The sequence below is a fragment of the Micromonospora sp. WMMA1923 genome (assembly GCF_049179195.1).
Taxonomy (GTDB): domain Bacteria; phylum Actinomycetota; class Actinomycetes; order Mycobacteriales; family Micromonosporaceae; genus Micromonospora; species Micromonospora yangpuensis.
Genome location: NZ_JBMHLZ010000001.1, coordinates 1,500,527 through 1,524,170 on the forward strand (window position 1 = coordinate 1,500,527; position 23,644 = coordinate 1,524,170).

At 71.7% G+C, this 23,644-nt stretch carries 19 protein-coding genes; 8 read left to right on the plus strand and 11 right to left on the minus strand.

Going from position 1 to position 23,644, the window contains the following annotated elements; genetic code table 11:
• Nucleotides 1-108 precede the first annotated feature (108 nt).
• The 3 genes from ACN28G_RS06770 to ACN28G_RS06780 are packed head-to-tail and all read right to left on the minus strand — an operon-like array spanning nt 109 to nt 3,496.
• Nucleotides 109-870 carry a succinate dehydrogenase/fumarate reductase iron-sulfur subunit gene (locus ACN28G_RS06770; protein ID WP_091436275.1) on the minus strand — a complete coding sequence of 254 codons (762 nt, stop codon included), beginning with the start codon at nt 868-870 and terminating at the stop codon, nt 109-111.
• Nucleotides 867-2,804: a fumarate reductase/succinate dehydrogenase flavoprotein subunit gene (locus ACN28G_RS06775; RefSeq protein WP_091436277.1), complete on the minus strand. Its 1,938-nt coding sequence runs from the start codon at nt 2,802-2,804 to the stop codon at nt 867-869. The genes ACN28G_RS06770 and ACN28G_RS06775 overlap by 4 nt, the downstream gene beginning before the upstream one ends.
• 2 nt (nt 2,805-2,806) lie before the next feature.
• Nucleotides 2,807-3,496 (minus strand): succinate dehydrogenase cytochrome b subunit, encoded by a 690-nt coding sequence (locus ACN28G_RS06780; protein WP_091436279.1) that lies wholly within the window; start codon nt 3,494-3,496, stop codon nt 2,807-2,809.
• Nucleotides 3,497-3,568: 72 nt separating this feature from the next.
• On the opposite strand from ACN28G_RS06780, the gene ACN28G_RS06785 reads away from it, so the two are divergent.
• Nucleotides 3,569-4,507, plus strand: coding sequence for a LysR family transcriptional regulator (locus ACN28G_RS06785; protein WP_421480871.1), 939 nt, complete (start codon nt 3,569-3,571; stop codon nt 4,505-4,507).
• A gap of 203 nt (nt 4,508-4,710) precedes the next feature.
• The gene (gene rfbB, locus ACN28G_RS06790; protein ID WP_091436284.1) at nt 4,711-5,757 is read left to right on the plus strand and encodes a dTDP-glucose 4,6-dehydratase; all 1,047 of its coding nucleotides are present in this window, start codon (nt 4,711-4,713) and stop codon (nt 5,755-5,757) included.
• A gap of 12 nt (nt 5,758-5,769) precedes the next feature.
• Here the strand turns inward: rfbB and hrpA are convergent, their stop codons facing one another.
• The gene (hrpA, locus tag ACN28G_RS06795; RefSeq protein ID WP_421478715.1) at nt 5,770-9,804 is read right to left on the minus strand and encodes an ATP-dependent RNA helicase HrpA; all 4,035 of its coding nucleotides are present in this window, start codon (nt 9,802-9,804) and stop codon (nt 5,770-5,772) included.
• Between the two features lie 209 nt (nt 9,805-10,013).
• Between hrpA and ACN28G_RS06800 the strand changes: the two genes are divergently transcribed.
• Together ACN28G_RS06800 and ACN28G_RS06805 are read left to right on the plus strand one after the other, a co-directional pair.
• Nucleotides 10,014-10,418: a cytidine deaminase gene (locus ACN28G_RS06800; RefSeq protein WP_091436288.1), complete on the plus strand. Its 405-nt coding sequence runs from the start codon at nt 10,014-10,016 to the stop codon at nt 10,416-10,418.
• Nucleotides 10,419-10,499: 81 nt separating this feature from the next.
• Nucleotides 10,500-12,368, plus strand: coding sequence for a multicopper oxidase family protein (locus ACN28G_RS06805; protein ID WP_421478716.1), 1,869 nt, complete (start codon nt 10,500-10,502; stop codon nt 12,366-12,368).
• Between the two features lie 580 nt (nt 12,369-12,948).
• Here ACN28G_RS06805 and ACN28G_RS06810 read toward each other — a convergent pair.
• The 4 genes from ACN28G_RS06810 to trmB form a co-directional block, all read right to left on the minus strand.
• Nucleotides 12,949-13,866: an endonuclease domain-containing protein gene (locus tag ACN28G_RS06810; RefSeq protein ID WP_421478717.1), complete on the minus strand. Its 918-nt coding sequence runs from the start codon at nt 13,864-13,866 to the stop codon at nt 12,949-12,951.
• Nucleotides 13,867-14,214: 348 nt separating this feature from the next.
• Nucleotides 14,215-14,859 carry a hypothetical protein gene (locus tag ACN28G_RS06815; RefSeq protein WP_091436294.1) on the minus strand — a complete coding sequence of 215 codons (645 nt, stop codon included), beginning with the start codon at nt 14,857-14,859 and terminating at the stop codon, nt 14,215-14,217.
• A 119-nt stretch (nt 14,860-14,978) separates the two neighbouring features.
• Complete coding sequence (locus ACN28G_RS06820) at nt 14,979-17,486, minus strand: DEAD/DEAH box helicase (protein WP_091436297.1); 2,508 nt, start codon at nt 17,484-17,486, stop codon at nt 14,979-14,981.
• A 96-nt stretch (nt 17,487-17,582) separates the two neighbouring features.
• Complete coding sequence (gene trmB, locus ACN28G_RS06825; RefSeq protein ID WP_421480872.1) at nt 17,583-18,212, minus strand: tRNA (guanosine(46)-N7)-methyltransferase TrmB; 630 nt, start codon at nt 18,210-18,212, stop codon at nt 17,583-17,585.
• Between the two features lie 242 nt (nt 18,213-18,454).
• On the opposite strand from trmB, the gene ACN28G_RS06830 reads away from it, so the two are divergent.
• A complete protein-coding gene (locus tag ACN28G_RS06830; protein WP_421478718.1) occupies nt 18,455-19,132 on the plus strand; it encodes a hypothetical protein in 678 nt (225 codons plus the stop codon).
• Between the two features lie 542 nt (nt 19,133-19,674).
• Nucleotides 19,675-20,280 (plus strand): class F sortase, encoded by a 606-nt coding sequence (locus ACN28G_RS06835; RefSeq protein WP_091436303.1) that lies wholly within the window; start codon nt 19,675-19,677, stop codon nt 20,278-20,280.
• Nucleotides 20,281-20,386: 106 nt separating this feature from the next.
• Here ACN28G_RS06835 and ACN28G_RS06840 read toward each other — a convergent pair whose 3' ends face one another.
• Nucleotides 20,387-20,539, minus strand: coding sequence for a hypothetical protein (locus ACN28G_RS06840; protein WP_421478719.1), 153 nt, complete (start codon nt 20,537-20,539; stop codon nt 20,387-20,389).
• An 846-nt stretch (nt 20,540-21,385) separates the two neighbouring features.
• On the opposite strand from ACN28G_RS06840, the gene ACN28G_RS06845 reads away from it, so the two are divergent.
• Entirely contained in the window at nt 21,386-22,153 is a 768-nt protein-coding gene (locus ACN28G_RS06845; protein WP_091436307.1) for a DUF5753 domain-containing protein, read from the plus strand.
• Nucleotides 22,144-22,335 carry a DUF397 domain-containing protein gene (locus ACN28G_RS06850; protein ID WP_091436310.1) on the plus strand — a complete coding sequence of 64 codons (192 nt, stop codon included), beginning with the start codon at nt 22,144-22,146 and terminating at the stop codon, nt 22,333-22,335. Before ACN28G_RS06845 ends, ACN28G_RS06850 begins: the two co-directional genes overlap by 10 nt.
• Nucleotides 22,336-22,504: 169 nt before the next feature.
• Here the strand turns inward: ACN28G_RS06850 and ACN28G_RS06855 are convergent, their stop codons facing one another.
• Together ACN28G_RS06855 and ACN28G_RS06860 are read right to left on the minus strand one after the other, a co-directional pair.
• The gene (locus tag ACN28G_RS06855) at nt 22,505-22,825 is read right to left on the minus strand and encodes an antibiotic biosynthesis monooxygenase family protein (RefSeq protein WP_091436312.1); all 321 of its coding nucleotides are present in this window, start codon (nt 22,823-22,825) and stop codon (nt 22,505-22,507) included.
• A gap of 18 nt (nt 22,826-22,843) precedes the next feature.
• Nucleotides 22,844-23,641, minus strand: a complete 798-nt coding sequence (locus ACN28G_RS06860; RefSeq protein ID WP_421478720.1) for an exodeoxyribonuclease III — start codon at nt 23,639-23,641, stop codon at nt 22,844-22,846.
• Nucleotides 23,642-23,644 lie beyond the last annotated feature (3 nt).

Below are 23,644 nucleotides of genomic sequence, written 5' to 3' on the forward strand. Positions count from 1 at the left end.
CTTGAACCGGACCGGTGCCCGGCACCGGGCGCGGACGGACCGACCGCCGCACCCCGGGCGGGGGTACGGCGGTCGGTGGGTCGGTGTCGGCTCCGAGGGGCCCGGCGGTCAGGTGCCCGGGGTGTCGCCCCGCTTGGCGGTGGCCGTCAGGTAGTCCCGGTTGAGCCGGCCGATGGTGCTCAGCGGGATGCCCTTCGGGCAGACCACCGTGCACTCGCCGGCGTTGGTGCAGCCACCGAAGCCGGCCTCGTCGTGCGCGTCGACCATGCCGATCACCCGGGTCTGCCGCTCCGGCTGGCCCTGCGGCAGCAGCGAGAGCTGGGTGACCTTGGCCGCGGTGAAGAGCATCGCCGAGCCGTTCGGGCAGGCCGCGACGCAGGCGCCGCAGCCGATGCAGGCGGCCGACTCGAAGGCGGCGTCGGCGTTGACCTTGGCCACCGGCACCGAGTGCGCCTCGGGCGCGCTGCCGGTCGGCACGGTGATGTACCCGCCGGCGGCGATGATGTCGTCGAAGGCGTCCCGGTTGACCACCAGGTCCTTGATGACCGGGAAGGCGCGGGCCCGCCACGGCTCGATGTCGATCGTCTCGCCGTCGGAGAACTGCCGCATGTGCAACTGGCAGGCGGTGGTGCCGCGCTGCGGCCCGTGCGCGTCCCCGTTGATCATCAGACCGCACATGCCGCAGATGCCCTCGCGGCAGTCGTGGTCGAAGGCCACCGGCTCCTCGCCGGAGAGGATCAGGCGCTCGTTGAGCACGTCGAGCATCTCCAGGAACGACATGTCGGGGGAGACGTCGTCGACCTGGTAGGTGACCATCCGACCCTTGTCCTCGGGGCCGGCCTGGCGCCAGATGCGTAGGGTCAGGTTCACTTGTAGCTCCGCTGCGTCGGGTGAACGTACTCGAACTTCAGGTCTTCCTTGTGCAGCACGGCCGGCGTACCGGTGGCGGTGTACTCCCAGGCCGCCACGTAGGCGAACCGGTCGTCGTCGCGCTGGGCCTCACCGTCGGGGGTCTGGTGCTCGGCCCGGAAGTGGCCGCCACAGGACTCCTCGCGGTGCAGGGCGTCGATGCACATCAGCTCGGCCAGCTCGAAGAAGTCGGCCACCCGGCCGGCCTTCTCCAGCGACTGGTTGAGCCCCTCACCGGAACCGGGCACCTTGACCCGCTGCCAGAACTGGTCGCGCAGCGCCCGGATCTCGTCGATCGCCTTGGCCAGCCCGGCCGCGCTGCGCTCCATGCCGCAGTGCTCCCACATGATCTGGCCCAGCTCCCGGTGGAACGAGTCCACGGTGCGGTCACCGTCGACGGCCAGCAGCCGCCGGACCCGGTCCTCCACCTCGGTACGCGCCTCGACCGCCGACGGGTGACTCGCGTCGACCTTCTCCAGCGGCCCGGTCGCCAGGTAGTGGGCGATCGTGGTGGGCAGCACGAAGTAGCCGTCCGCCAGGCCCTGCATCAGCGCCGACGCGCCGAGCCGGTTCGCGCCGTGGTCGGAGAAGTTCGCCTCACCGATCACGAACAGCCCGGGGATGGTCGACTGGAGGTCGTAGTCGACCCAGAGGCCGCCCATCGTGTAGTGCACGGCGGGGTAGATCCGCATCGGCACCTCGTACGGGTCCTCGCCGGTGATCCGCTCGTACATCTCGAAGAGGTTGCCGTACTTGGCCTCGACGGCCTTGCGGCCGAGCCGGGAGATCGCGTCGGCGAAGTCGAGGTAGACGCCGAGCCTGGTCGGGCCGACGCCACGGCCCTCGTCGCAGACGTTCTTCGCCGCGCGCGAGGCGATGTCCCGGGGGACCAGGTTGCCGAAGGAGGGGTAGATCCGCTCCAGGTAGTAGTCCCGCTCGTCCTCGGGAATGTCCTTCGGGTTGCGCTCGTCGCCCTTGGTCTTGGGCACCCAGACCCGGCCGTCGTTGCGCAGCGACTCGCTCATCAGGGTCAGCTTCGACTGGTGGTCGCCGGAGACCGGGATGCAGGTCGGGTGGATCTGCGTGTAGCAGGGGTTGGCGAAGTACGCGCCCTTGCGGTGGGCCCGCCAGGTCGCGGTGACGTTGCAGCCCTTGGCGTTGGTGGAGAGGTAGAAGACGTTGCCGTACCCACCGGAGGCGAGTACCACCGCGTCGGCCATCTCGGTGCTGATCTCACCGGTGACCATGTCCCGCACCACGATGCCCCGGGCCCGGCCGTCGATCACGACCAGCTCCAGCATCTCGTGCCGGGCGTGCATCTCCACGTTGCCCAGGCCGATCTGCCGCTCCAGGGCCTGGTACGCCCCGAGCAGCAGCTGCTGGCCCGTCTGACCCCGGGCGTAGAAGGTGCGCTGCACCTGCGCACCGCCGAAGGAGCGGGTGTCCAGCAGGCCGCCGTACTCGCGGGCGAACGGCACGCCCTGGGCGACGCACTGGTCGATGATGTTGGTCGAGACCTCGGCCAGCCGGTGCACGTTCGACTCCCGCGAGCGGAAGTCGCCGCCCTTGACGGTGTCGTAGAAGAGCCGGTGCACCGAGTCGCCGTCGTTGCGGTAGTTCTTCGCGGCGTTGATGCCGCCCTGCGCGGCGATGGAGTGCGCCCGACGCGGGCTGTCCTGGTAGCAGTAGCTCTTGACGCGGTAGCCCTGCTCGGCGAGCGTGGCGGCGGCGGAGCCGCCGGCCAGGCCGGTACCCACCACGATGACCGTCATCTTGCGGCGGTTGGCCGGGTTGACCAGCTTGGCCTCGAAGCGGCGGGTCTCCCAGCGCTTCTCGACCGGGCCCTCGGGTGCCTTGGTGTCGGCGATCGGGTCGCCCTCGGTGAACAGTTCCATGGTCAGGACACCAATCCGGTGAGTACGGCGAACGGAACCACCAGGAAGCCGGCGCAGATCACGACGGCGAAGGCCAGGGCCACCGCGCGGGCCCGGCGCTCACCGCCGGGGGTCTGCTGGCCGAGGCTGCGCAGCGCGCTGAACACGCCGTGCCGCAGGTGGAAGCCGAGCGCGACGATCGAGACGGTGTAGAAGAGCGTGACGTACCAGCGCTCCGGTGCGAAGTCCGCGACCACGTTGGCGAACGGCCGGCTGGGATCACCGACCGGGTTCAGGTGGCCGGTGGTCAGGTCCAGCAGGTGGTAGATCACGAAGAGCAGGATGATCACCCCACCCCAGCGCATCGTCCGGGCGGCGTAGCTGCCCTGGACCTTCTTGCGGTGGGCGTACTTGACCGGGCGGGCGGCGCGGGCGCGCAGCGCGAGCACGGTGGCCGCCCAGATGTGCGCCAGCACGGCGACGACGAGGCCGGCGCGCAGGATCCAGAGCGCCCAGACCCCGGGCAGGGCCGGCTTGCCGAGGTCCCGCAGCCAGTGCGCGTAGTCGTCGAACGACGACGCGCCCGCGAAGACCTTGAGGTTGCCGAGCATGTGTGCGATCAGGAACAGCACCAGGACGATGCCCGACACCGCCATGACGGCCTTCAGGCCGACGTTGGAGCGGATGGGCGACCGGGTTCTCGTGACTACCACAACCACGAAGCTAGGAGTTTCCTGGATCAGTCGTCCAATGCATCGAACTCGCAGCCATGATAGCTATAGGCTATCGAGGTGCAGCTTCATCAGCTGAAGTACTTCGTAGCCGTGGCGGAAGTACGACATTTCACCCAAGCTGCCGATCTCGTCGGCATAACCCAGCCGTCGTTGAGTAAGCAAATTCACGCTTTGGAGGCCGACCTCGGGGCACCGCTCTTCGAGCGGGTACGGGGAAACATCACCCTCACCGCCGCCGGTGAGGTGCTGCTGCCGCTGGCCCGACGGATCCTGGCCGACGTCGACACCGCCACCCGGGAGGTGCAGGAGCTGGTCGGGCTGCGCCGGGGGCGGGTCCGGCTGGGAGCCACCCCGAGCCTGGCCACCGCGCTCGCCCCACCGGTGCTGCGCCGGTTCCGCGACGCCCACCCCACCGTCGACCTCCAGGTCGAGGAGGGCGGCTCCCAGGACCTGGTCCGTCACCTGCTCCGCGGTGACCTGGACCTGGCGCTGATCATCATGCCGGCCCAGGGCGCCGATCCGGCACTGCGGGCCGAGCCGATTCTGCGGGAGAGCCTGGTGGTCGCCTCGGTGGACGAGCTGCCCGCCGCGCGCCCGACCGGCCGGCTGCGGGTGACCGACCTGCGCGACCAGCCGTTGGTGATGTTCCGCGAGGGCTACGACCTGCGCGACGTCACCCTGCAGGCCTGCCGGGAGGCCGGCTTCGAGCCCTCGTTCGCGGTCGACGGCGGGGAGATGGACGCGGTGCTCAGCTTCGTCGAGGCGGGCCTCGGGGTGGCCCTGGTGCCCGGGATCGTCGTGGTGCGCCGCCCCGGGATCCGGGTCACCCCGCTCGCCCCGCCCGGGGTGCAGCGGACCATCGCGGTGGCCCGTCGGCGGGAGGCGGTGCCCACCCACGCCGGGCGGGAGCTGCGCCGGATCCTGCTCGACTACGTACGCGCCGCCACCGAGACCGACGCGCTGCCGCCCGGCGTCGAGCCGCTAGGTTAAATCCCCCTTAAGGTGTCGATATTACCCGCAAGGGCGCTTTGTTCACCTATCGTAGATCCTTGCACGGGGACTAACCTCCCACTTCTCCCATCGAGGCCCAAACCGCACGTGCGGCCGGGGAGTGACGGAGTAACCAGTCCACCCGGCGGGGCCGCGGTGGCCGGACAGACGATGCGCGGGTTCGCGTGGCAGGGAGGCCACAGATGAGAATCCTGGTGACCGGTGGTGCCGGTTTCATCGGGTCGCACTTCACCCGGTGCCTGTTGGACGGGCGTTACCCCGGCTTCGAAGACTGCGCCGTGACCGTGGTGGACAAGCTCACCTACGCCAGTGACCGGCGGAACCTGCCAGCCGTCCATCCCCGACTGACCTTCGTCCGGGGCGACATCTGCGACGTCGCGCTGCTGCGGGAGGTGGTGCCCGGACACGACGCCGTGGTGCACTTCGCGGCCGAGTCGCACGTGGACCGCTCCATCGACGACCCCGCGCCGTTCTTCGAGAGCAACGTGATGGGCACGCACCGGCTGATGGCCGAGTGCGCGCGCAGCGCGGTCGCCCGGGTGGTGCACGTCTCCACCGACGAGGTGTACGGCTCGATCAGCGAGGGCTCCTGGGACGAGCGCTGCGTGCTGGAGCCCAACTCGCCGTACGCGGCGTCCAAGGCGGCCAGTGACGCCGTCGTGCGCTCCTACTGGCGCACGTACGACCTGGACGTCTCGATCACCAGGTGCGCCAACAACTACGGGCCGTACCAGCACGTGGAGAAGGTCATCCCCCGCTTCGTCACCAGCCTGTTCACCGGCCGGGACATCACCCTGCACGGCGACGGCAGCGCGGTACGGGAGTGGCTGCACGTCGACGACCACTGCCGGGCCATCTCCCTGGTGCTGGCCAAGGGGCGCGCCGGTGAGGTCTACAACATCGGCGGCGACGTGGAGCTGACCAACCGGGCGCTGGCCGAGCGGATCCTGCGACTGGCCGGCGCCGACTGGGACCGGGTCCGGCACGTCGCCGACCGCAAGGTCCAGGACCAGCGGTACTCCCTGGACTTCCGCAAGATCTCCGAAGAGCTGGGTTACCAGCCGCAGATCCGGTTCGCCGACGGCCTGACCGAGGTCTACCACTGGTACCGGGAGAACCGCGCCTGGTGGGCGATGCCGTACCCGGAGCCCCGGTCGACCGCCAACGCCCTGGCCAACTCGGTTCCGGCGCTGCCGGCGGGCCGGGTGCTGCCGGTACAGGTCGGCTGAGCCGGCCGGCGCTCAGCGTCCCTCGGCGTCGTCCATCGCCCGGTAGATCCGTTGCTCCGAGACCGGGTACGGCGTCCCGAGCGCCTGGGCGAAGACGTTCACCCGGAGCTCCTCGATCATCCAGCGGATCTGCCGGACCGCCGCCGAGGACCGCCGGGTCTCCGGTAGCGCGGCGAGCAGGTCGGCGTACTCCTTCTGCACCACCGCGATCCGGTCCTGTTGCGACCTGTCCCGCTGCGGGTTGCCGGCTAGCCGGTCCAGCCGCCGCTCGATGGCGGTCAGGTAGCGCAGCAGGTCGGGCAGGCGGGCGTAGCCGGTCTCGGTGACGAACCCGGCGTGCACCAGTCCGGCCAGTTGCGCCCGGATGTCGGCCAGCGCGGCCACCACGGCCAGGTTCCGCGTCGCGCCGAGCCGCTGTTCGACGGCGTAGGCCGCGGCCAGCACCCGGCGGACCCGGTCCATCACCTCCACCACCGTGTCGACCAGGTCGGCCCGCACCCGGTCGCGCAACGCGGTGAAGCCCGCGGCGTCCCAGGCCGGACCGCCCGCGTCGCCGACCAGCTTGTCGATCGCCGCGCCCGCCGCGTCCTCGATGAGCTGCTGCACGTTGCCGTGCGGGTTGCGGCTCAGCGCCAACTTCGCCTCGTTGCTCAACCGGCCCTGCAGGATCTTCGCCGGAGACGCGACGGTCAACCGCAGCAACCGGCGGGTACCGGCCCAGTGCGCCGCCGCCTGCTCGGCCTCGGAGTCGAAGACCCGGACCCCCACCGTGGTGCCCTCGTCCACCAGCGCCGGGTGGCCGGTCACCGCGAAACCGGCCCGGACCTGCTCGACGGTGCGCGGCAGGGTGCCGATGCTCCACTCCCGCAGCCCGGTACGGGCCACCTCGGGCGCGGCGGCGGCCACCACCTGACGTACCTCCTGACGGAGCTGGCGTTGCAGCGCCGGCAGGTCCTTGCCCTCGGCGACCGGCTTGTCCTCCTCGCCGATCACCCGGAAGGTGACCCGCAGGTGCGGCGGGAGCCGGCTCAGGTCCCACGCGTCGGCGGGCACGCTCACCCCGGTCATCCGGCGCAGCTCGCGGGTGAGCGCGGTGAGCAGCGACTCCTCGCCGGGCCTGATCGCCGCCAGCGCCGCCCGCGCGTGGTCGGGCACCGGGACGAAGTTGCGGCGTACCGCCTTGGGCAGCGACCGGATCAGCGCGACGACCAGCTCCTCCCGCAGCCCCGGCACCTGCCAGTCGAAGCTCTCCGCCGGCACCTGGTTGAGCATCGGCAGCGGGATGTCGACGGTCACCCCGTCGGTCGACGTGCCCGGCTCGAACCGGTAGGTCAACGGCAGCGCCACCGGACCGGCGCGCCACTGGTCCGGGTAGTCCTGCTCGTCCACCCCGCCCCGGCCGGCGTTGACCAGCAGCTCACGGGTGAAGGTGAGCAGCTCGGGCCGCTCCCGCCGGGTGGTCTTCCACCAGGCGTCGAAGTGCCGGCCGGAAACCACGTCGGCGGGGATCCGCTCGTCGTAGAACTGGAACACCGTCTCGTCGTCGACCAGGATGTCCCGGCGGCGGGCCCGGTTCTCCAGCTCCTCGATCTCGGCCAGCAGCCGGCGGTTGTCCCGCAGGAACTGGTGGTGGCTCTGCCAGTCCCCCTCGACCAGGGCGTGCCGGATGAACAGCTCCCGGCTCAGGCCCGCATCGATCCGGCCGAAGTTCACCTTGCGGGCGCTGACCAGCGGGACGCCGTACAGGGTCACCTTCTCGTAGGCCAGCACCGCGGCCTGCTTCTTCTCCCAGTGCGGCTCGCTGTAGCTGCGTTTGACCAGGTGTTGGGCGAGCGGCTCGACCCACTCCGGCTCGACCCGCCCGGCGACCCGACCCCAGAGCCGGGAGGTCTCCACCAGCTCGGCGGCCATCACCCAGCGGGGTGGCTTCTTGAACAGCGCCGAGCCGGGGAAGAGCGCGAACTTGGCCCCCCGGGCGCCCAGGTACTCGTGCTTCTGCGCGTCCTTGAGCCCGACGTGGGAGAGCAGCCCGGCCAGCAGCGACTGGTGCACCTTCGGGGTGTCGATCTCCTCCGGCAGGTCCGCGCCGCCGGCCCGCCGGCCGCCGTCGGCCGCCGGGTTCTCCGCGCCCCGCCGACCCCGCCGCCCGGCACCCCCCTCCGGGGTACGCCCCACCTGACGCAGCTGGCTGACGATGTCCTGCCACTCGCGTACCCGCAGGTAGTTGAGGTACTCGGCGCGGCACATCCGGCGGAACGCGCTGGCGGAGAGGGCGCGTTGCTGCTCGCGCAGGTACCGCCAGAGGTTGAGCAGCGCGACGAAGTCCGACTCGGCGTCGGCGAACCGGGCGTGCGCCTGGTCGGCCTGGGCCTGCTTCTCCGCCGGCCGTTCGCGGGGATCCTGGATGGAGAGCGCGGCGGCGATCACCATCACCTCGGTGCCGCAGCCGTTGCGCTCGCCCTCCAGCACCATCCGGGCCAGCCGGGGGTCCACCGGGAGCTGGGCCAGCCGCCGGCCCAGCGGGGTGAGCCGCTTGTCCGGGTCGGTCTCGGTCGGATCCAGCGCGCCCAGCTCGTGCAGCAGGTTGACCCCGTCGGTGACGTTGCGCCGGTCCGGCGGGTCGACGAACGGGAACGCGGCGATGTCACCGAGCCCGATCGAGGTCATCTGGAGGATCACCGAGGCCAGGTTGGTCCGCAGGATCTCCGGGTCGGTGAACTCGGGGCGGCTGGCGAAGTCCTGCTCGTCGTAGAGGCGGATGCAGATGCCGTCCGAGGTCCGCCCGCAGCGGCCCTTGCGCTGGTTGGCCGAGGCCTGCGACACCGCCTCGATCGGCAGCCGCTGCACCTTCAACCGGCTGGAGTACCGCGAGATCCGGGCCGTGCCCGGGTCCACCACGTACTTGATCCCCGGTACGGTCAGCGAGGTCTCCGCCACGTTGGTGGCCAGTACCACCCGGCGGTTGCTGTGCGCGGCGAAGACCCGGTGCTGCTCGGCGGCGGAGAGCCGGGCGTACAGCGGCAGGATCTCGGTGCCCAGCAGCGACCGCTTCGACTGGACCAGCCTGCCCAGCGCCTCGGCGGTGTCCCGGATCTCCCGCTCGCCGCTGAGGAAGACCAGCACGTCACCGGGGCCCTCGGCGGCCAGCTCCTCGACCGCGTCGCCGATGGCCTGGATCTGGTCCCGGACGTTCTCGCCGTCCTCGTCCGCCTCGTCCCCGGTCACCTCGACCAACGGCCGGTAGCGCACCTCGACCGGGTACGTCCGACCGGAGACCTCGACCACCGGCGCCGGCTTCCCGTCGGCGTCGGCGAAGTGCTGGGCGAACCGGTCGGTCTCGATGGTCGCCGAGGTGATGATCACCTTCAGGTCGGGTCGGCGGGGCAGCAGCTGCCGCAGGTACCCGAGGATGAAGTCGATGTTGAGGCTGCGCTCGTGCGCCTCGTCGATGATCAGGGTGTCGTACCGGCGCAGCATCCGGTCGGTCTGCAGCTCGGCCAGCAGGATGCCGTCGGTCATCAGCTTGACCAGGCTGCGGTCGCTCACCTGGTCGGTGAAGCGGACCTTGTACCCGACCACGTCGCCCAGCTCGGTGCCGAGTTCCTCGGCGATCCGGTCGGCGACGGTCCGGGCCGCCAGCCGGCGGGGCTGGGTGTGGCCGATCAGCCCGGACACCCCACGCCCCAGCTCCAGACAGATCTTGGGCAGCTGGGTGGTCTTGCCGGAGCCGGTCTCGCCGGCCACGATCACCACCTGGTGGTCGCGGATGGCGGCGGCGATGTCGTCCCGGCGTTCGCTCACCGGCAACCCGGCAGGGTAGGTCACCGCCGGAACGGCTGCCTGCCGGGCCGCCAGCCGGGCCTCGGCCCGACCCACCTCGGCGGTGATCTCGGCAAGCGTGTCGGCGCGCCGCTGCGGATCGCGCAGGCGCTTGACGCCGTCGAGCCGCCGGCGCAGCCGACGTTGGTCGTCGAAGATCAGAGGGGCGAGGCGACGGTGCAGCTCGCGAACCGTGTCGGTCGCGGCCGGTGCGGGTGGAGTCTGCATGACGTCGCCAAGGATAGGCAGCCCGGCCCGGTACCGCCCGTGGGTTACCGGTTCGGCGTCACCGAACCGCCTGCGGTCGGCACGGCCGATGTCGGCGAACCGCCTGCGATCGGCGCGGCCGATGTCGCCGAACCGCCCGCGGTCGGCCGGGCATCGACCAGTTCCGCCGTCTAGAGTGGGCCACCGACCGAGTCGATCGTGGGGACGGGATGACGATGCGGGACACCGACCGGGCGCTGGTGCAGGCGGCCAGCGCGGTGGCCAAACTACGCTGCCGCAGCGCCAGCCACACGCTGGCCAGCGCGGCCCGGACCGCCCAGGGCCGGGTGGTCACCGGCGTGGACGTCGTGCACCCCGCCGTCGACGCCTGCGCCGAGGTGGTGCTCCTCGGCGCCGCCGCCACCCAGGGCGTCGGCGAGTTGGAGACCCTCGTCACGGTGGGGGACCGGGGGCGCAGCCTGGTGCCGCCCTGCGACCGGTGCCGTCGGCTGCTCGCCGACCACTTCCCGGCGCTGCGGGTGATCGTCGGCCCGCTCGAGGATCCCCAGGTCGTGCCGGTGACCGACCTGACCGCCCTGGTACCGCCTGTCGCAGGTGACCCCGATCCTGAGTAATATCCCGCTTTCGCACTGATTGGCAGCTTTGTGAGCCAACTTCTGTTTAGTCTCGGTTGGGAGCTACGGAGGGGGCGGCTCATGGTCACTCGGCGGCGGTTGCTGGTCACGGGGGCGGTCGGCACGGCGGCGGCGCTGGCCCCGCCCGGTTGGGCGGGCGCAGGGGCGGGGACGGGGACATCGGCCCCGACGCTGGCCGCCGAGACGATCCCCAAGTACGTCACCCGGCTGCGGGTGCCGGGGACCATGCCCACCGTCGCCCGCACCGACGCCGACGAGTACTCGGTCGGGCTGCGCCAGTTGCGGCAGCAGGTGCTGCCGACCTCCCTGCCCGGCACCCGGGTGTGGGGGTTCGGCTCCACGGCCCACCCGTGGACGTTCCGCTACCCGGGCAACACCATCGAGGCCCGGGTGGACCGCCCGGTCCGGGTCACCTGGCGCAACGAGCTGGTCGACGGCGACGGGCGGTACCTGCCCCACCTGCTACCGGTCGACCCGGCACTGCACTGGGCCAACCCGGCCGGCGGCACCGAGGGCCGGGACACCCACCCCGACCCCGACCGGACGCCGGCCCGCTACCTCGGCCCGGTCCCGCTGGTCGTGCACCTGCACGGCGGCCACAACCTGCCGGAGAACGACGGCTACCCCGAAGCCTGGTACCTGCCGGACGCGCGGGACATCCCCGCCGGCTACGCCCGGGTGGGCAGCTCCTACGAGGAGTTCGACGCCCTGGCGAACGCCGGAACGCACTGGTCGCCCGGCTCGGCCCGCTTCGAGTACCGCAACGACCAGCAAGCCACCACGCTCTGGTACCACGACCACAGCGTCGGGCTCACCAGGTTGAGCATGTACGCCGGTGCCGCCGGCTTCTACCTGCTGCGGGGCGGGGACGCCGACCTGCCGCCGGGCGTGCTGCCCGGCCCGGCAGCCGGGCCCGACGGAACGCCCCACGAGATCCCGATGCTGATCCAGGACCGCAGCTTCCGCGCCGACGGCGAGCTGTCCTACCCGTCGGGCCGGGCCGGGATGCCCTTCTTCGGTACCACCACGGTGGTCAACGGCAACACCTGGCCGGTGCTGCCGGTGCAGCGCCGCCGGTACCGGTTCCGCCTGCTCAACGGCTGCAACAGCCGATTCCTCCAGCTCTGCGTGGCGGCGCGGCCGACCAGCCGGCCGGCCCGCCCGGTGCTGCCGATCTGGCAGCTCGGCAGCGACGGCGGCTTCCTGCCCGCCCCGGTCGAGCAGGACCGGCTGGCCCTCTCCATCGGGTCTCGCTCCGACGTGCTGATCGACTTCACCGACGTCCCCGCCGGCACCGAGCTGTACCTGGTCAACGAGGGACCGGACGGACCGGACGCCCGCGGGGGACCGGCCGACCCGCAGACCACCGGGCAGGTGCTGAAGTTCGTCGTCACCGACCGGATCGGCCCGGACGACACCGTCCCCGCGCACCAGCTGCGGCTGCCCGCGGTGCCCCCGCTCGGTCCCGCCGACCGCGTCCGGCGACTCTCCCTGTCGTACGCGAACTCCACCGGGCACGGCGTTCTCCAGCTGGGCGTGGTCGACCAGCGCGGCCGACCCGTGCCGCTGCCCTGGGGCGCCCCCGTAACGGAGCAGGTGGGACTCGGCAGCACCGAGATCTGGGAACTGCACAACTTCACCTCGCAGACCCACCCGGTCCACCTGCACCAGGTGCAGTTCGAGCTGCTCGGCTCGGGCCGGTCGGGCGGCGGACCGGCCCGGGGCGACCAGGGTGGCCGGCACGACACCGTCCCGGTCTTCCCCGGCAGCGTGCGCCGGATCAAGGCCCACTTCGACCTGCCCGGCCGGTACGTCTGGCACTGCCACATCCTGGAGCACGAGGATCACGACATGATGCGCCCGTACGTCGTGACCCCCGCCGGTGCCCCCGAAGCCGGCGGCGGAGGCGCCGCCCACCTCACCCCCTGACCCAACTCCCCCCGACACCCATCGGACAGCGGGAACCCCGTTCAGGTCGACCGGGCCGCTCAGGTTGCGGTGGCCTCCGTCGCTGGTGGGGGCACTGGATCGTGGTTGTGGTGGTGTTTTGCGCTTGTTAGGGCACTGGATCGTGGATGTGGTGGCCTTCGGCGCTGGTGGGGGCACTGGATCGTGGTTGTGGTGGTGGTCGGGTTGCTGGATCCGGGATGTGGTGGTGTCTGGTGCCCGTTGGGTTACCTGGATCCGGGTCGGGGTGGGTGTCCCCGCCCGACCAGACGAGCGCACGCCGCTCCTTCCTGGATGTGGTGGCCAAGCCGACGAGCATCGGCCGCTCCTTCCTGAATGTGGTGACCTGACAGTCGGGTATGAATGGTGGGGTGCCAGTCTGCTGGCCGTCGTCGGCCGTCCATACGTTCGCCGCGAGCTTGATCCGGACCTGGCCGGGCTCATCGGCAGCAGCGACCACGCCCGCGGACCGGAGCCAGGAACGGAACGGGCACCACAGGGCACCACATTCCGGCGTAACGACGGGTGCCGCCAGAGACCGGTGTGCCGGTGGGGTGTGGTGTCAGAGTCGGGCGCCTCGGGATCGCAGGGCGATGTGGACCTCGCCCAGGAATCCGTCGAGGTCCTCCCGTAACCGTCGGGCGGTGACGTGCAGGACGAGCCAGCCTTCGCCGACCAGTTGGTTGAGTCGACGCCGGTCGCGGTGAAGTTGTTCCGGATCGTCGTGCCAGCGGCCGTCGTACTCGACCGCCACCTTGAAGGCCGGCCACGCCAGATCGACGCGTGCGATGAACCGCCCCTGACCGGTGATCACGTACTGGGTGACCGGCCGGGGCAGCCCTGCCCGCACGAGGTGCACCCGCGTCCGGGATTCCTGCGGAGACTCCGCACCGCCGTCGGTCAGCTCGACGACCCGCAGCAACGCCCGCCAGCCCCGCCGGTCGCGGTGCTCCCACGCATAGGCACGAAGGTCGTCTTGGCTGGTCAGCCGCTGTCTGAGTAGTGCGTCGACGACCACGACCGCCTCCATGGCAGTCAGCCAGCAGGCCAGGTCCCAGCAGGTACGGGTGACGGTCGTGACGAGGATGCCGTCCCGGTCTACGGCATCCGTCGCCTCGCGCAGGCCACGATGCACCCGTACACCCGAGATCGGACCCATCCGGACATCCGCGGGAGTCAGCACGTCGATCGGTTCCTCGTTGGCTGTGGCAGCCGCGCCGTGCAGGGCGGCTGCCGCACGTCCGGCGATGGCCGTGCCTGGGGGAGCCAGCCAACGGCTCACCGCCAGGCAACGGGCCCGGTGAGTCAGGGGCAGGTCGGTGTCGGCGTAGATGTCGCGGAACAGTCGCTGCCAGGCCGCACTGCGGAGGTCGTTGCGGCTGAGCAGGCCGTCGTTGACGACGGTGGAACCACGGAAGATGCGACCTCGCAGCTGCGGGGGCGCCGGGCGGTTTCTGCCATGCCCACCAGGCTGGCGCATCCACCGTCACCGCCGCGCCCCCTGTGGACAACGGCCAAGGGCCAGCACCGGTCACCTGTGGATAACTCCGAGAACCGCCCCCCTCTCTGGTATGACGCCTCCCCGCGCCGCCCCCACCCGAACACCCCTCGCTGCTTCCCGGATCCTGGTGTCGCTGGTGTGGGGGCCTGCTGTTTCTCGGATTCAGGGCCTCTCATGTGGTGGCTGTTCGCTGTTTCCGGGATTCAGGGCGTCCCGGTGTGGTGGGAGCCTGCTGTCTCCGGGACGTGGTGGCTTCCGTCTGGTGGGCCCTCACTCGTTCGGGATGTGGGGGCGTTGGGTGGCGGCTCTTGCGCGGGTGCTGTTTCGTCAGGCGGCGGTGGACCAGATGGCGCGGAACGCGGCGGCCTCGCCGGCCAGCCACTGCTCGACCTGCTCGGGCTTGACGGAATCCGGCATCCGGTGGGTCGTGCCCCGGCGGACGTCGACCAGGATCGGCTGGGCGTGCGGCAGGACCGCGTCCATGTGCCGGGCCATCAGGTGCAGGGTCGCCAGGGCGGCCTCCTCGCTGGGCGGAGCCTCGTCGAAGTGCAGTCGGACGGCCTCGGCGCGGCCGTCGGCGTACCGGATGCCGAAGTGGGGGTTGATCTTGACTGGGAGGTCGCCGAGCAGGGCGAGGGCGTCGCGGGTCTGCGCCAGCTCCACCTCGCGCGGGTCGCCGAGTGAGTGCAGCCACTGCGTCGCGCCGGGCACCAGCGCCTGGTAGAGCGGACGCCACCGGGGCTTGACGACGTCGACCACCTGGGCCAGGTGGGTGCCGCCGGTGTGGAAGGCGACGTCGGCCTTGAGCGCCTTGACGAACTGACCGTGCGGGTTGAAGCCGGAGCGGCTGGCCCGCTGCTTGCGCAGGCCGCCGACGAAGGTGGCCTTGGTGGGTCCGGTGCGGTCGACGTACCGGGTGAAACCCAGCAGGGTCGCGTACGGCGTGAGGGGGGTGGAGGTGGGCGCGTTCATGGGCGTCCTCCCAGCTCAAAGGCTCGATTAGTACACACATTCTAATCGACGGGTCTGACATCGCCCAGGGCAGAAAAGGGGCCGCCCGGACACTCCGGACGGCCCCGCGAAGAGAAATTTCAGAGCTGTCCGACGTCGGTGATCCGCACCACGGCGGCACCTGTCTCGTCCGAGGCGACCAGGTCCACCTCGGCGCTGATCCCCCAGTCGTGGTCGCCGTCCGGGTCGTCCAGGATCTGCCGCACCGTCCACCGCTGCGAGTTGCTCTGGTCGATCATCAGCAGCGCCGGTCCCCGGGCGTCCGGACCGGTCCCGATCCCGTCGTACGCCTCGAAGTACGGTGCCAGCGCGTCCGTCCACGCCCCGGCGTCCCAGCCGTCGGCGGCGTCCAGCTCACCGAGCAGGTCGTAGCGGCGCAGCGCGGCCAGCTCGACCCGGCGGAACAGCGCGTTGCGCACCAGCACCCGGAAGGCGCGGGCGTTGCGGGTGACCGCCGGTGGCCGGTCGTCCAGGGCGGCGGCCACCTCCTCGGCGTCCGACGGGTTGCGCAGCCGTTCCCACTCGTCGATCAGGCTGGAGTCGACCTGGCGGACCAGCTCGCCCAGCCACTCGATGAGGTCGACCAGCTCCTCGGTCTTGGCGTCCTCGGGCACCGTCTGCCGCAGCGTCTTGTAGGCGTCGGCCAGGTAGCGCAGCACCAGCCCCTCGGACCGGGTCAGGCCGTAGAACTGCACGAACTCGCCGAAGGTCATCGCCCGCTCGTACATGTCGCGGACCACGGACTTGGGGGAGAGCTGGTGGTCGGCGACCCACGGGTGCCCCCGCCGGTACATCTCGTACGCGGCGTCCAGCAACTCGGCCAGCGGCTTCGGGTAGGTCACCTCGTCGAGCAGTTCGAGCCGGGCCTCGTACTCGATGCCCTCGGCCTTCATCGCGGCGACCGCCTCACCACGGGCCTTGAACTGCTGCGCGGAGAGCACCTGGCGGGGGTCGTCGAGGATCGACTCGACCACGCTGAGTACGTCCAGGGCGTACGCGGGGCTCTCCGCGTCGAGCAGCTCGATCGTGGCCAGGGCCAGCGGGGAGAGCGGCTGGTTGAGGGCGAAGTCGAGTTGCAGGTCGACGGTGAGCCGGACCCGCCGGCCGGTCTCGTCCGGCTCGGGCAGCTCCTCGACCACCCCGCCGGCGCGCAGGGCCCGGTAGATCGCGATGGCCCGGCGGATGTGCCGGCGCTGCGCGGCGGCGTCCTCGTGGTTGTCGGTGAGCAGGTGCCGCATCGCGGCGAACGCGTCACCGGGGCGGCCGATGACGTTGAGCAGCATCGAGTGGCTGACCTGGAAGCTGGAGGTCAACGGCTCCGGCTCGGCCTCGACCAGCCGCTGGAAGGTCGGCTCGCCCCAGCCGATCGAGCCCTCCGGCGGCTTGCGGCGGACCACCTTACGCCGCTTCTTCGGGTCGTCGCCCGCCTTGGCCAGCGCCTTCTCGTTCTCGATCACGTGCTCGGGGGCCTGCACCACCACCCGGCCGATGGTGTCGAATCCGGCCCGGCCGGCCCGCCCGGCGATCTGGTGGAACTCCCGGGCCTTCAACAACCGGGTACGGACCCCGTCGTACTTGCTCAGGCCGGTGAAGAGCACCGTACGGATCGGCACGTTGATGCCGACGCCGAGGGTGTCCGTACCGCAGATGACCTTGAGTAGGCCGGCCTGGGCGAGGGTCTCCACCAGCCGGCGGTACTTGGGCAGCATCCCCGCGTGGTGCACCCCGATGCCGTGCCGGACCAGCCGGGACAGGGTCTTGCCGAAGCCGGAGGTGAACCGGAACCGGCCGATCGCGGCGGCGATCAGATCCTTCTCGGCGCGGGTGCTGACGTTGACGCTCATCAGCGCCTGGGCGCGTTCCAGGGCGGCGGCCTGGGTGAAGTGCACCACGTACACCGGGGCCTGCTTCGTCTGCAGCAGCTCCTCCAGGGTCTCGTGCATCGGCGTCATCGCGTACGAGAAGAGCAGCGGGACCGGCCGCTCGGCGGTGCGTACGACGGCGGTGGCGCGGCCGGTACGCCGGGTCAGGTCGTCGACGAAGCGGGTGGTGTCGCCGAGGGTGGCCGACATCAGGATGAACTGCGCCTGGGGCAGCTCGATGATCGGCACCTGCCAGGCCCAGCCCCGGTCCGGCTCGGCGTAGAAGTGGAACTCGTCCATGATCACCTGACCGACGTCGGCCCGGGCGCCCTCGCGCAACGCCAGGTTGGCCAGGATCTCGGCGGTGCAGGCGATCACCGGGGCGTCGGCGTTGACGCTGGCGTCCCCGGTGAGCATGCCGACGTTCTCCGCGCCGAAGATCTCACAGAGGGCGAAGAACTTCTCCGACACCAGCGCCTTGATCGGCGCGGTGTAGAAGGTGGTGCGGTTGTCGGCCAGCGCGGCGAAGTGCGCGGCGGTGGCCACCAGGCTCTTGCCGGAGCCGGTGGGCGTGTTCATGATCAGGTTCGCGCCGGAGACGATCTCGATGACCGCCTCCTCCTGATGGGGGTAGAGGTCGAGGCCGCGCTCCTTCGCCCAGCCGGCGAACGCGTCGTACAGGGCATCGGGGTCGGCGCTTGCAGGCAGCGCGGCGGTGAGCGTCATAGCCGCTCCATCGTGCCCGCCCACCGCCCCCGCGCGCCAACCGGGTGTAAGGAAGGGCCCCCTGTACAACAGAAAGCGATAGGAAGGGGCCCTTCCTTACACCCGGTGGTAGATCAGGTCGAAGACGTCGCGGCTGGCGGTGCGGGCCCGGCGTTCGAACTTGGTCACCGGCCGGTGCGCCGGGCGCGGCGCGTACCCGCGGTGGGCGTTGACCAGGCCCGGGTCGTCATCGAGGGTCCGGCGCATCGACTCGGCGTACTCCGCCCAGTCGGTCGCGCAGTGCAGCGTGCCGCCGGGGGTCAGTCGGGAACGCAGCAGGGCGACGTGCGCGGGTTGGATCAGTCGCCGTTTGTGGTGGCGGGTCTTGGGCCACGGGTCGGGGAAGAAGACGTGCACCGCGTCCAACGCGTCGACCGGTAGGCCGCGTACCAGCTCCAGCGCGTCGCCCTCGACGATCCGGACGTTGCCCAGCCCGTGCCGGCGGACCAGGTCCAACAGGTTCGCGATTCCCGGCGTGTGCACCTCGACCGCCAGATAGTCTCGGCTCGGGTCGTCGGCCGCCATGGCGGCCGTGGCGTCCCCCATACCGGAACCGATCTCCAGCACCACCGGTGCCCGGCGTCCGAACAGGTCGGCCAGGTCCAGTGGGCTGCCGGCAGGCTCCGGCACGGTCAGGCCGAAGACCGGCCAGAGCTGGTCCATCGCGTCGAGCTGACGGCCGGTCATCCGGCCACGGCGTGGGTGGAAGGTCCGGATCGGGATCGCGGTCGGGACGGGGGTCGACGACGTGGCCGGTGACGGCCCGGCGACGGCGGCGGGTTCGTGGTCGGTGGAGGTCACAGCGACCCGAGAGTACGCGACGCCGCGGTCGGATCGGATGTGATGTGCGACCCGGGATGAGAGGATCATCCCGTACGGCAGGCCGGGCGGTCGCCGCCCGGCAGGGGTGGACCGCGCCGGGAGGGGACATGGGGGCAGGTAGGCGCCTCGGCGCAGCGCTGGCGATCACACTCGCCACCTTCACCGTTTCGCTGGCCGGTGGCGCGCCGGCCCTGGCCGCTGCCCGTCCGCTGGCCCAGCCGGCCGATCCGCTGCCCGGTGACCCGCTGCCCGTCGACCCGCAGCCGGGCGATCCGCAGCCCGGTGGCCCGCCGCAGCCGGCACCACCCGCCCCGCCCCACCCGGACAACATCTTCGTCCAGGTCAGTCCGGCCGTGGTGCAGCCCGGTTACCTGGTCGGGATCAGGGCCAGCTGTCGGGACAACTCGGTCCCGGCGACCGTCTGGTCGGACGCCTTCGGCAAGGTCACCGTCCATCCCCAGTACGGCTACCTGACCGCCTCCCCGATGGTGGCCACGCGTACCCGGCCGGGCAACTACCGGGTGAAGCTGGAATGCCGTTCGGGGGCGACCGCCACCACGACCCTCCAGGTCACCAAGCACTACCCGCCGACCTATCCGCCGACTCGTCCGCCGACCCACCGACCCAGCCACGGCCCGGCCACCGGTTTCGGCGGCGCGGCCGGCGGCGGACCCGGTGACCTGCTGGTCCCGGGCGGGCTGGCGTTGACGCTGGCGGGTGCGGTGGCCGGTGTCCTGGCGGCCCGCCGACCGCGTGACGGCCACGGTGGTGGGGGCCCGTCGTGACCGTCGACCGCCGCGACGCGCCACCGGACCGCCTGCTCGGACCGGACCGCCGCGACGCGCCACCGGACCGCCTGCTCGGACCGGACCACCTTCCCGGGCCGGGCCGGTTCGCCGCCGCCACCTATCTGGCGTCCCGCCCGGTGGTGGGCAGGTTCGGTCGCCCCCGCCGACTCGTCGATCCACCCGACTTCGCCCGGCCCGATCCGTCGGGAGCGGAACCGGCCCGGCAGTCCCGGCCCTGGTCGGACCTGGCCCGGCAGGCCCTTTCGGGGAGTGTCGCTTCCCGCCCTGGCCAGGCCGGCGGGGACACGACCCGTCCCGGTCGGCCGGGCACCGGTGCCGGCGGGGGTGCGGCCGGTGCCGGCTGGGCCGGCTGGAGCGTGGCCGCTGCCGGTTGGACTGGCGGGAGTGGGGCCGGAGGTGGCCCGGCCGGCGGGGGTGCGGCCGGAGGTGGCCGGGCTGGCGGGGGTGCGGCCGGTGCCGGCCGGGCGGCAGGCGAGGCCGCCGGAGCGGGCCGGCCGGACGGGCGGCGCCCCTGGTCGGTGCCGTTGGCGGTGGTGCTGGTGCTGGTCGGGATCTTCGCCACCGGCGCGGGCCTCGGCCGTACCGTCGGGCCGTTCGACTGGGTGGCCGCGACGCCGGAGGCCGAACCGGCAGCGGGTGAGTCGGTGGCCGGCGGGTTGTCCGCCAGCCGGCCGGTGGGTCTGGCGGTGCCCACGATCAAGGTCAACGCGCCGGTACGGCCGGTCGGGCAGGCCCCCGACGGCACGATCGCCGTGCCGCCGCTGGAGCGGCACAACGAGACCGGTTGGTACGACCGCGCACCGACCCCGGGCGAGGCCGGTCGGGCGATCATCGTCGGGCACGTGGACAGCAAGGACGGCCCGTCGGTCTTCTACGAGCTGGCCCGGCTCACCCCCGGTGACCGGATCGAGGTGACCCGGGCCGACGGGTCGGTGGCCGTCTTCGCGGTCGACTCGGTGGAGCACTTCGCCAAGGACAACCTGCCTGCCGACCGGGTCTACGGCGACTCCGGCCCGCCCGAACTGCGGTTGATCACCTGCGGCGGGCAGTGGCTCGGCGGACGGACCGGGTACCAGGACAACGTGATCGCCTTCGCCTCGCTTGTCGACTCCCGCAGCCGGTGACCCGGCTGCTGCACTCGCGGTGCCCGGTAGAAAGCCCGCCCCGGGGGCGTCGCGGCGGCGGGGGACCGAAAGCGACGCCGCACCGGGGCGGGCGGTCCGGGGGAGGTCAGGTCACCGCGGGTCGGATGGCGTCCCGCGCCCAGGCGAGAAACCGTTGGTCGAGCGTCGCCGGGTGGGGGCGTTGGCCGAGTTGGTGAAGCTGGTCGCCCGCGTGGGCCAGCATCGCGCCGAGATACATCACCAGGGCCGTCCGGCTCACCCTCGTAGACGCGTAGTAGCGCCGCCTGGGCGGGCCCGCACGGCCAGTCCTTCCGGCACGCCGAGCAGCCCCAGAGTGGGCGCATCGGAGTGTGTCGGGTGCGGGTGATGTCGGGCAACGGCTGCCGTGAGCGCATCAGGTCGAGCGCCACCGCCCGCGCGTCGGCGTCGCTCAAGGGCGTGCAGAACACGAACCGTCGGACGACCTCGGGCGCGGGCAGGTAGCGCATGTCCCGGATAGCCAGCTGGGTCAGGTAGATCAGCGCGCCGACGATCTGCATCGACGCGTCGCCGGACCGGTACTCCGTGCACGGCCACGGCTCCGCGCACGCCGTGCAGTCCCACGTCGGTCGGGTCGGCACGTGTGAGGCGTCCGCGCCGTAAGTGATCGGGATCATCATCGCCAGCGCCCCCGGTTCGCCCGCCATGCCTGAGCCGGGGTCAGGTTCCCGGCGCTGCCCGGCCGCACGACCGGGTACACGGCGGTGCGCGTGTTCGCCCAGTCCGGGTGCGGGGTCGTGCGGTCGGTCGCCGGCTGGCGGGATCCTGCGGCGTGGCGCGGCCCGGGTCGCTGCCCGCGGTTCGTGCGCCGTCTGCGGAAAAGCATCGGGTACCCCTCTGTGTGGTCGCTTGTGGTCTGTGAGGGGGCCGCCTTCGAGCAAGGTGGGTGAACCGCGAGGCGGCCCCCGGGACGGCGCGGCCTGCCGGTCCCGACGGGCCGGGTCGGGATTCACCTTCCCGCCGGGAAGCTGCGCCGTCCTGTGACCACTATGGCTATCGAAGGGTAGGCGGCCACACCACGTTAGGTAAGATAGACAGACGTCGCAAACGTCGGGGAGGGTGCTTCGTGAACCACGTTCTGATTGAAGCCATGACGCAGTGCGGGGAGACCGCCGACAGCCTTGCGGCCCAGGTGGGGGTAGACCCGAAGTCTGTTCAGCGGTGGGTCAACCCTGGTGCCGTGCCGCATCCTCGGCACCGGTCGACCGCCGCGCGGGTGCTGGGCCGCGACGTTGGCGACCTTTGGCCGAGCACGGTGCGCCGCCGTGAGCCGGCATGGTTCCGGCGGTGGGCCGACATCGAACGCGCGGCGGTGTCCCTGCGGACGTTCCAACTCGCCTGGGTGCCCGGCCTGTTGCAGACCGAGGCGTACGCGCGGGCGACCCTCGCCGGCGAGGCGCTGAGCGTCGCCGAGGTAGATGGCCTGGTCGAGGGTCGGACAGCGCGGCAATCGATCCTGCGCCGGGACCGGCCGCCGTTGCTGGTCGCGGTTATCGACGAGACTGTACTGCGGCGGACGCTCGGCGGTGACCGGGCGATGATGCGCGAGCAGTGCGCCTATCTGCTCGCCTGCGCCGAGCTGCCGTCGGTGCGCGTGCACGTCGTACCGAGCACCGTCGGCATCTATTCGGGGCACGGTGGGCCGATCACGCTCGCTGAATTGGGCGACGGGTCGGCCTGGGCGCACGTGGACAGTCAGGGGCGCGGCGAGATCGTCGACAGCGCGACGGACCTTGCTACGCTGAGTCGCAGATGGGAACTCATCCGGGGCGTGGCGATGTCCGTCGACCAGTCCCGTGACCTGCTCGAAGAGGTGGCAGCATCATGGACCTGACCCGCGCGCGGTGGCGCAAGAGCACGTACAGCGGCAACAACGGCGGCGACTGTGTCGAGGTCGCCGACAATGTGCCCGGCGTCGTCGGTGTTCGGGACTCGAAGGACCCGGCCGGCCCGGCGCTGACCTTCGGTCCGGCCGCGTGGCGGGCGTTCGTCGGTATGGCGGCGGCTCAGCGCTGAGCGGAAGGTCCCTTCACGCCTCGCGGATTCTGGCGATCCCCGCAACACCCTGGATCCAGGGAGTTGCGGGGATCGTGGTTTTTGCGGACTCCCGCAGCCGGTGACCCGGCTGTTGCCCACTGCCGGCGGTGACCCGGTCGCTGCCCGTCGGGCCGCCACCCGCCTGCGGTCAGCGGGGGCCCGGCACCTGCTGGACCACCTCGAACTCCAGCAGGTTCGCGCCGGTGGCGACCGGCCGGCGGGGCGGCTCACCCTCCCCGGCGCCGTGTGCGGCGCGGGACGGCCCGGCGGCCCAGTTCTGGTACGCCTCCTCGCTCTCCCACCTGGTGTAGACGAAGTAGCGGCTCTCGCCGCCGACCGGACGCAGCAGCTCGAACCCGAGGAAACCGGGGGAGTTCTCCACCGCGGCGGCCCGGGCGGCGAAGCGCCGCTCCAGTTCCTCGCCGCCGCCGGGCGGTACGTCGAGCGCGTTGATCTTCACGATGGCCATGTCCTCCAGCCTAGGCGCTCACAACGACTCCACGGCGGGCACCAGGTCAGCGTCGACCACCACCGGGGCGTGGTCGGAGGGGCCCTTGCCCTTGCGTGCCTCCCGGTCGACGTACGCCGAACGAACCGCGTGGGCGAACGGCGCGGAGGCGTACACCAGGTCGATCCGCATGCCCTTGTTCTGGTGGAACATCCCGGCCCGGTAGTCCCAGTAGGTGTACGGGTGCGGCCCCTTCATCGCCGTCGGCACCACGTCCCGCAGCCCCAGGTCCCGCAGGGCGGCCAGGGCGGCGCGTTCGGCCGGGGTGACGTGGGTGGAGGTGACGAAGAGCGCCGGATCCCAGACGTCGGCGTCGGTGGGGGCGACGTTGAAGTCGCCGCAGACGGCCAGCGTGGGCGCCCCGGTCAGCTCCTGCTCCAAGGCGTCGCGCAGGGCGGCGAACCAGGCCAGCTTGTACGCGTAGTGCGGGTCCTCGGGCGTCCGCCCGTTCGGCACGTACACCGACCAGACCCGCAACCCGGCGCAGGTGGCCGAGATGGCGCGGGCCTCGGGGGCGGGGAAGCCCGGCTCACCGGGGAACCCGACGGTCACGTCGCCCAACCCCACCCGGGACAGGATGGCCACGCCGTTCCACCGGCCGTCGCTGTGACTGGCCACCGTGTAGCCCAGCTCGCCCACCTCGGCGACCGGGAAGGCCCCGTCGGGGCACTTGGTCTCCTGCAGGCACACGACGTCGGGGCCGGTGGTGGCCAGCCAGTCGAGCAGCCGGGGCAGGCGGGCCTTCACGGAGTTCACGTTCCAGGTCGCCAGGCGCATGCC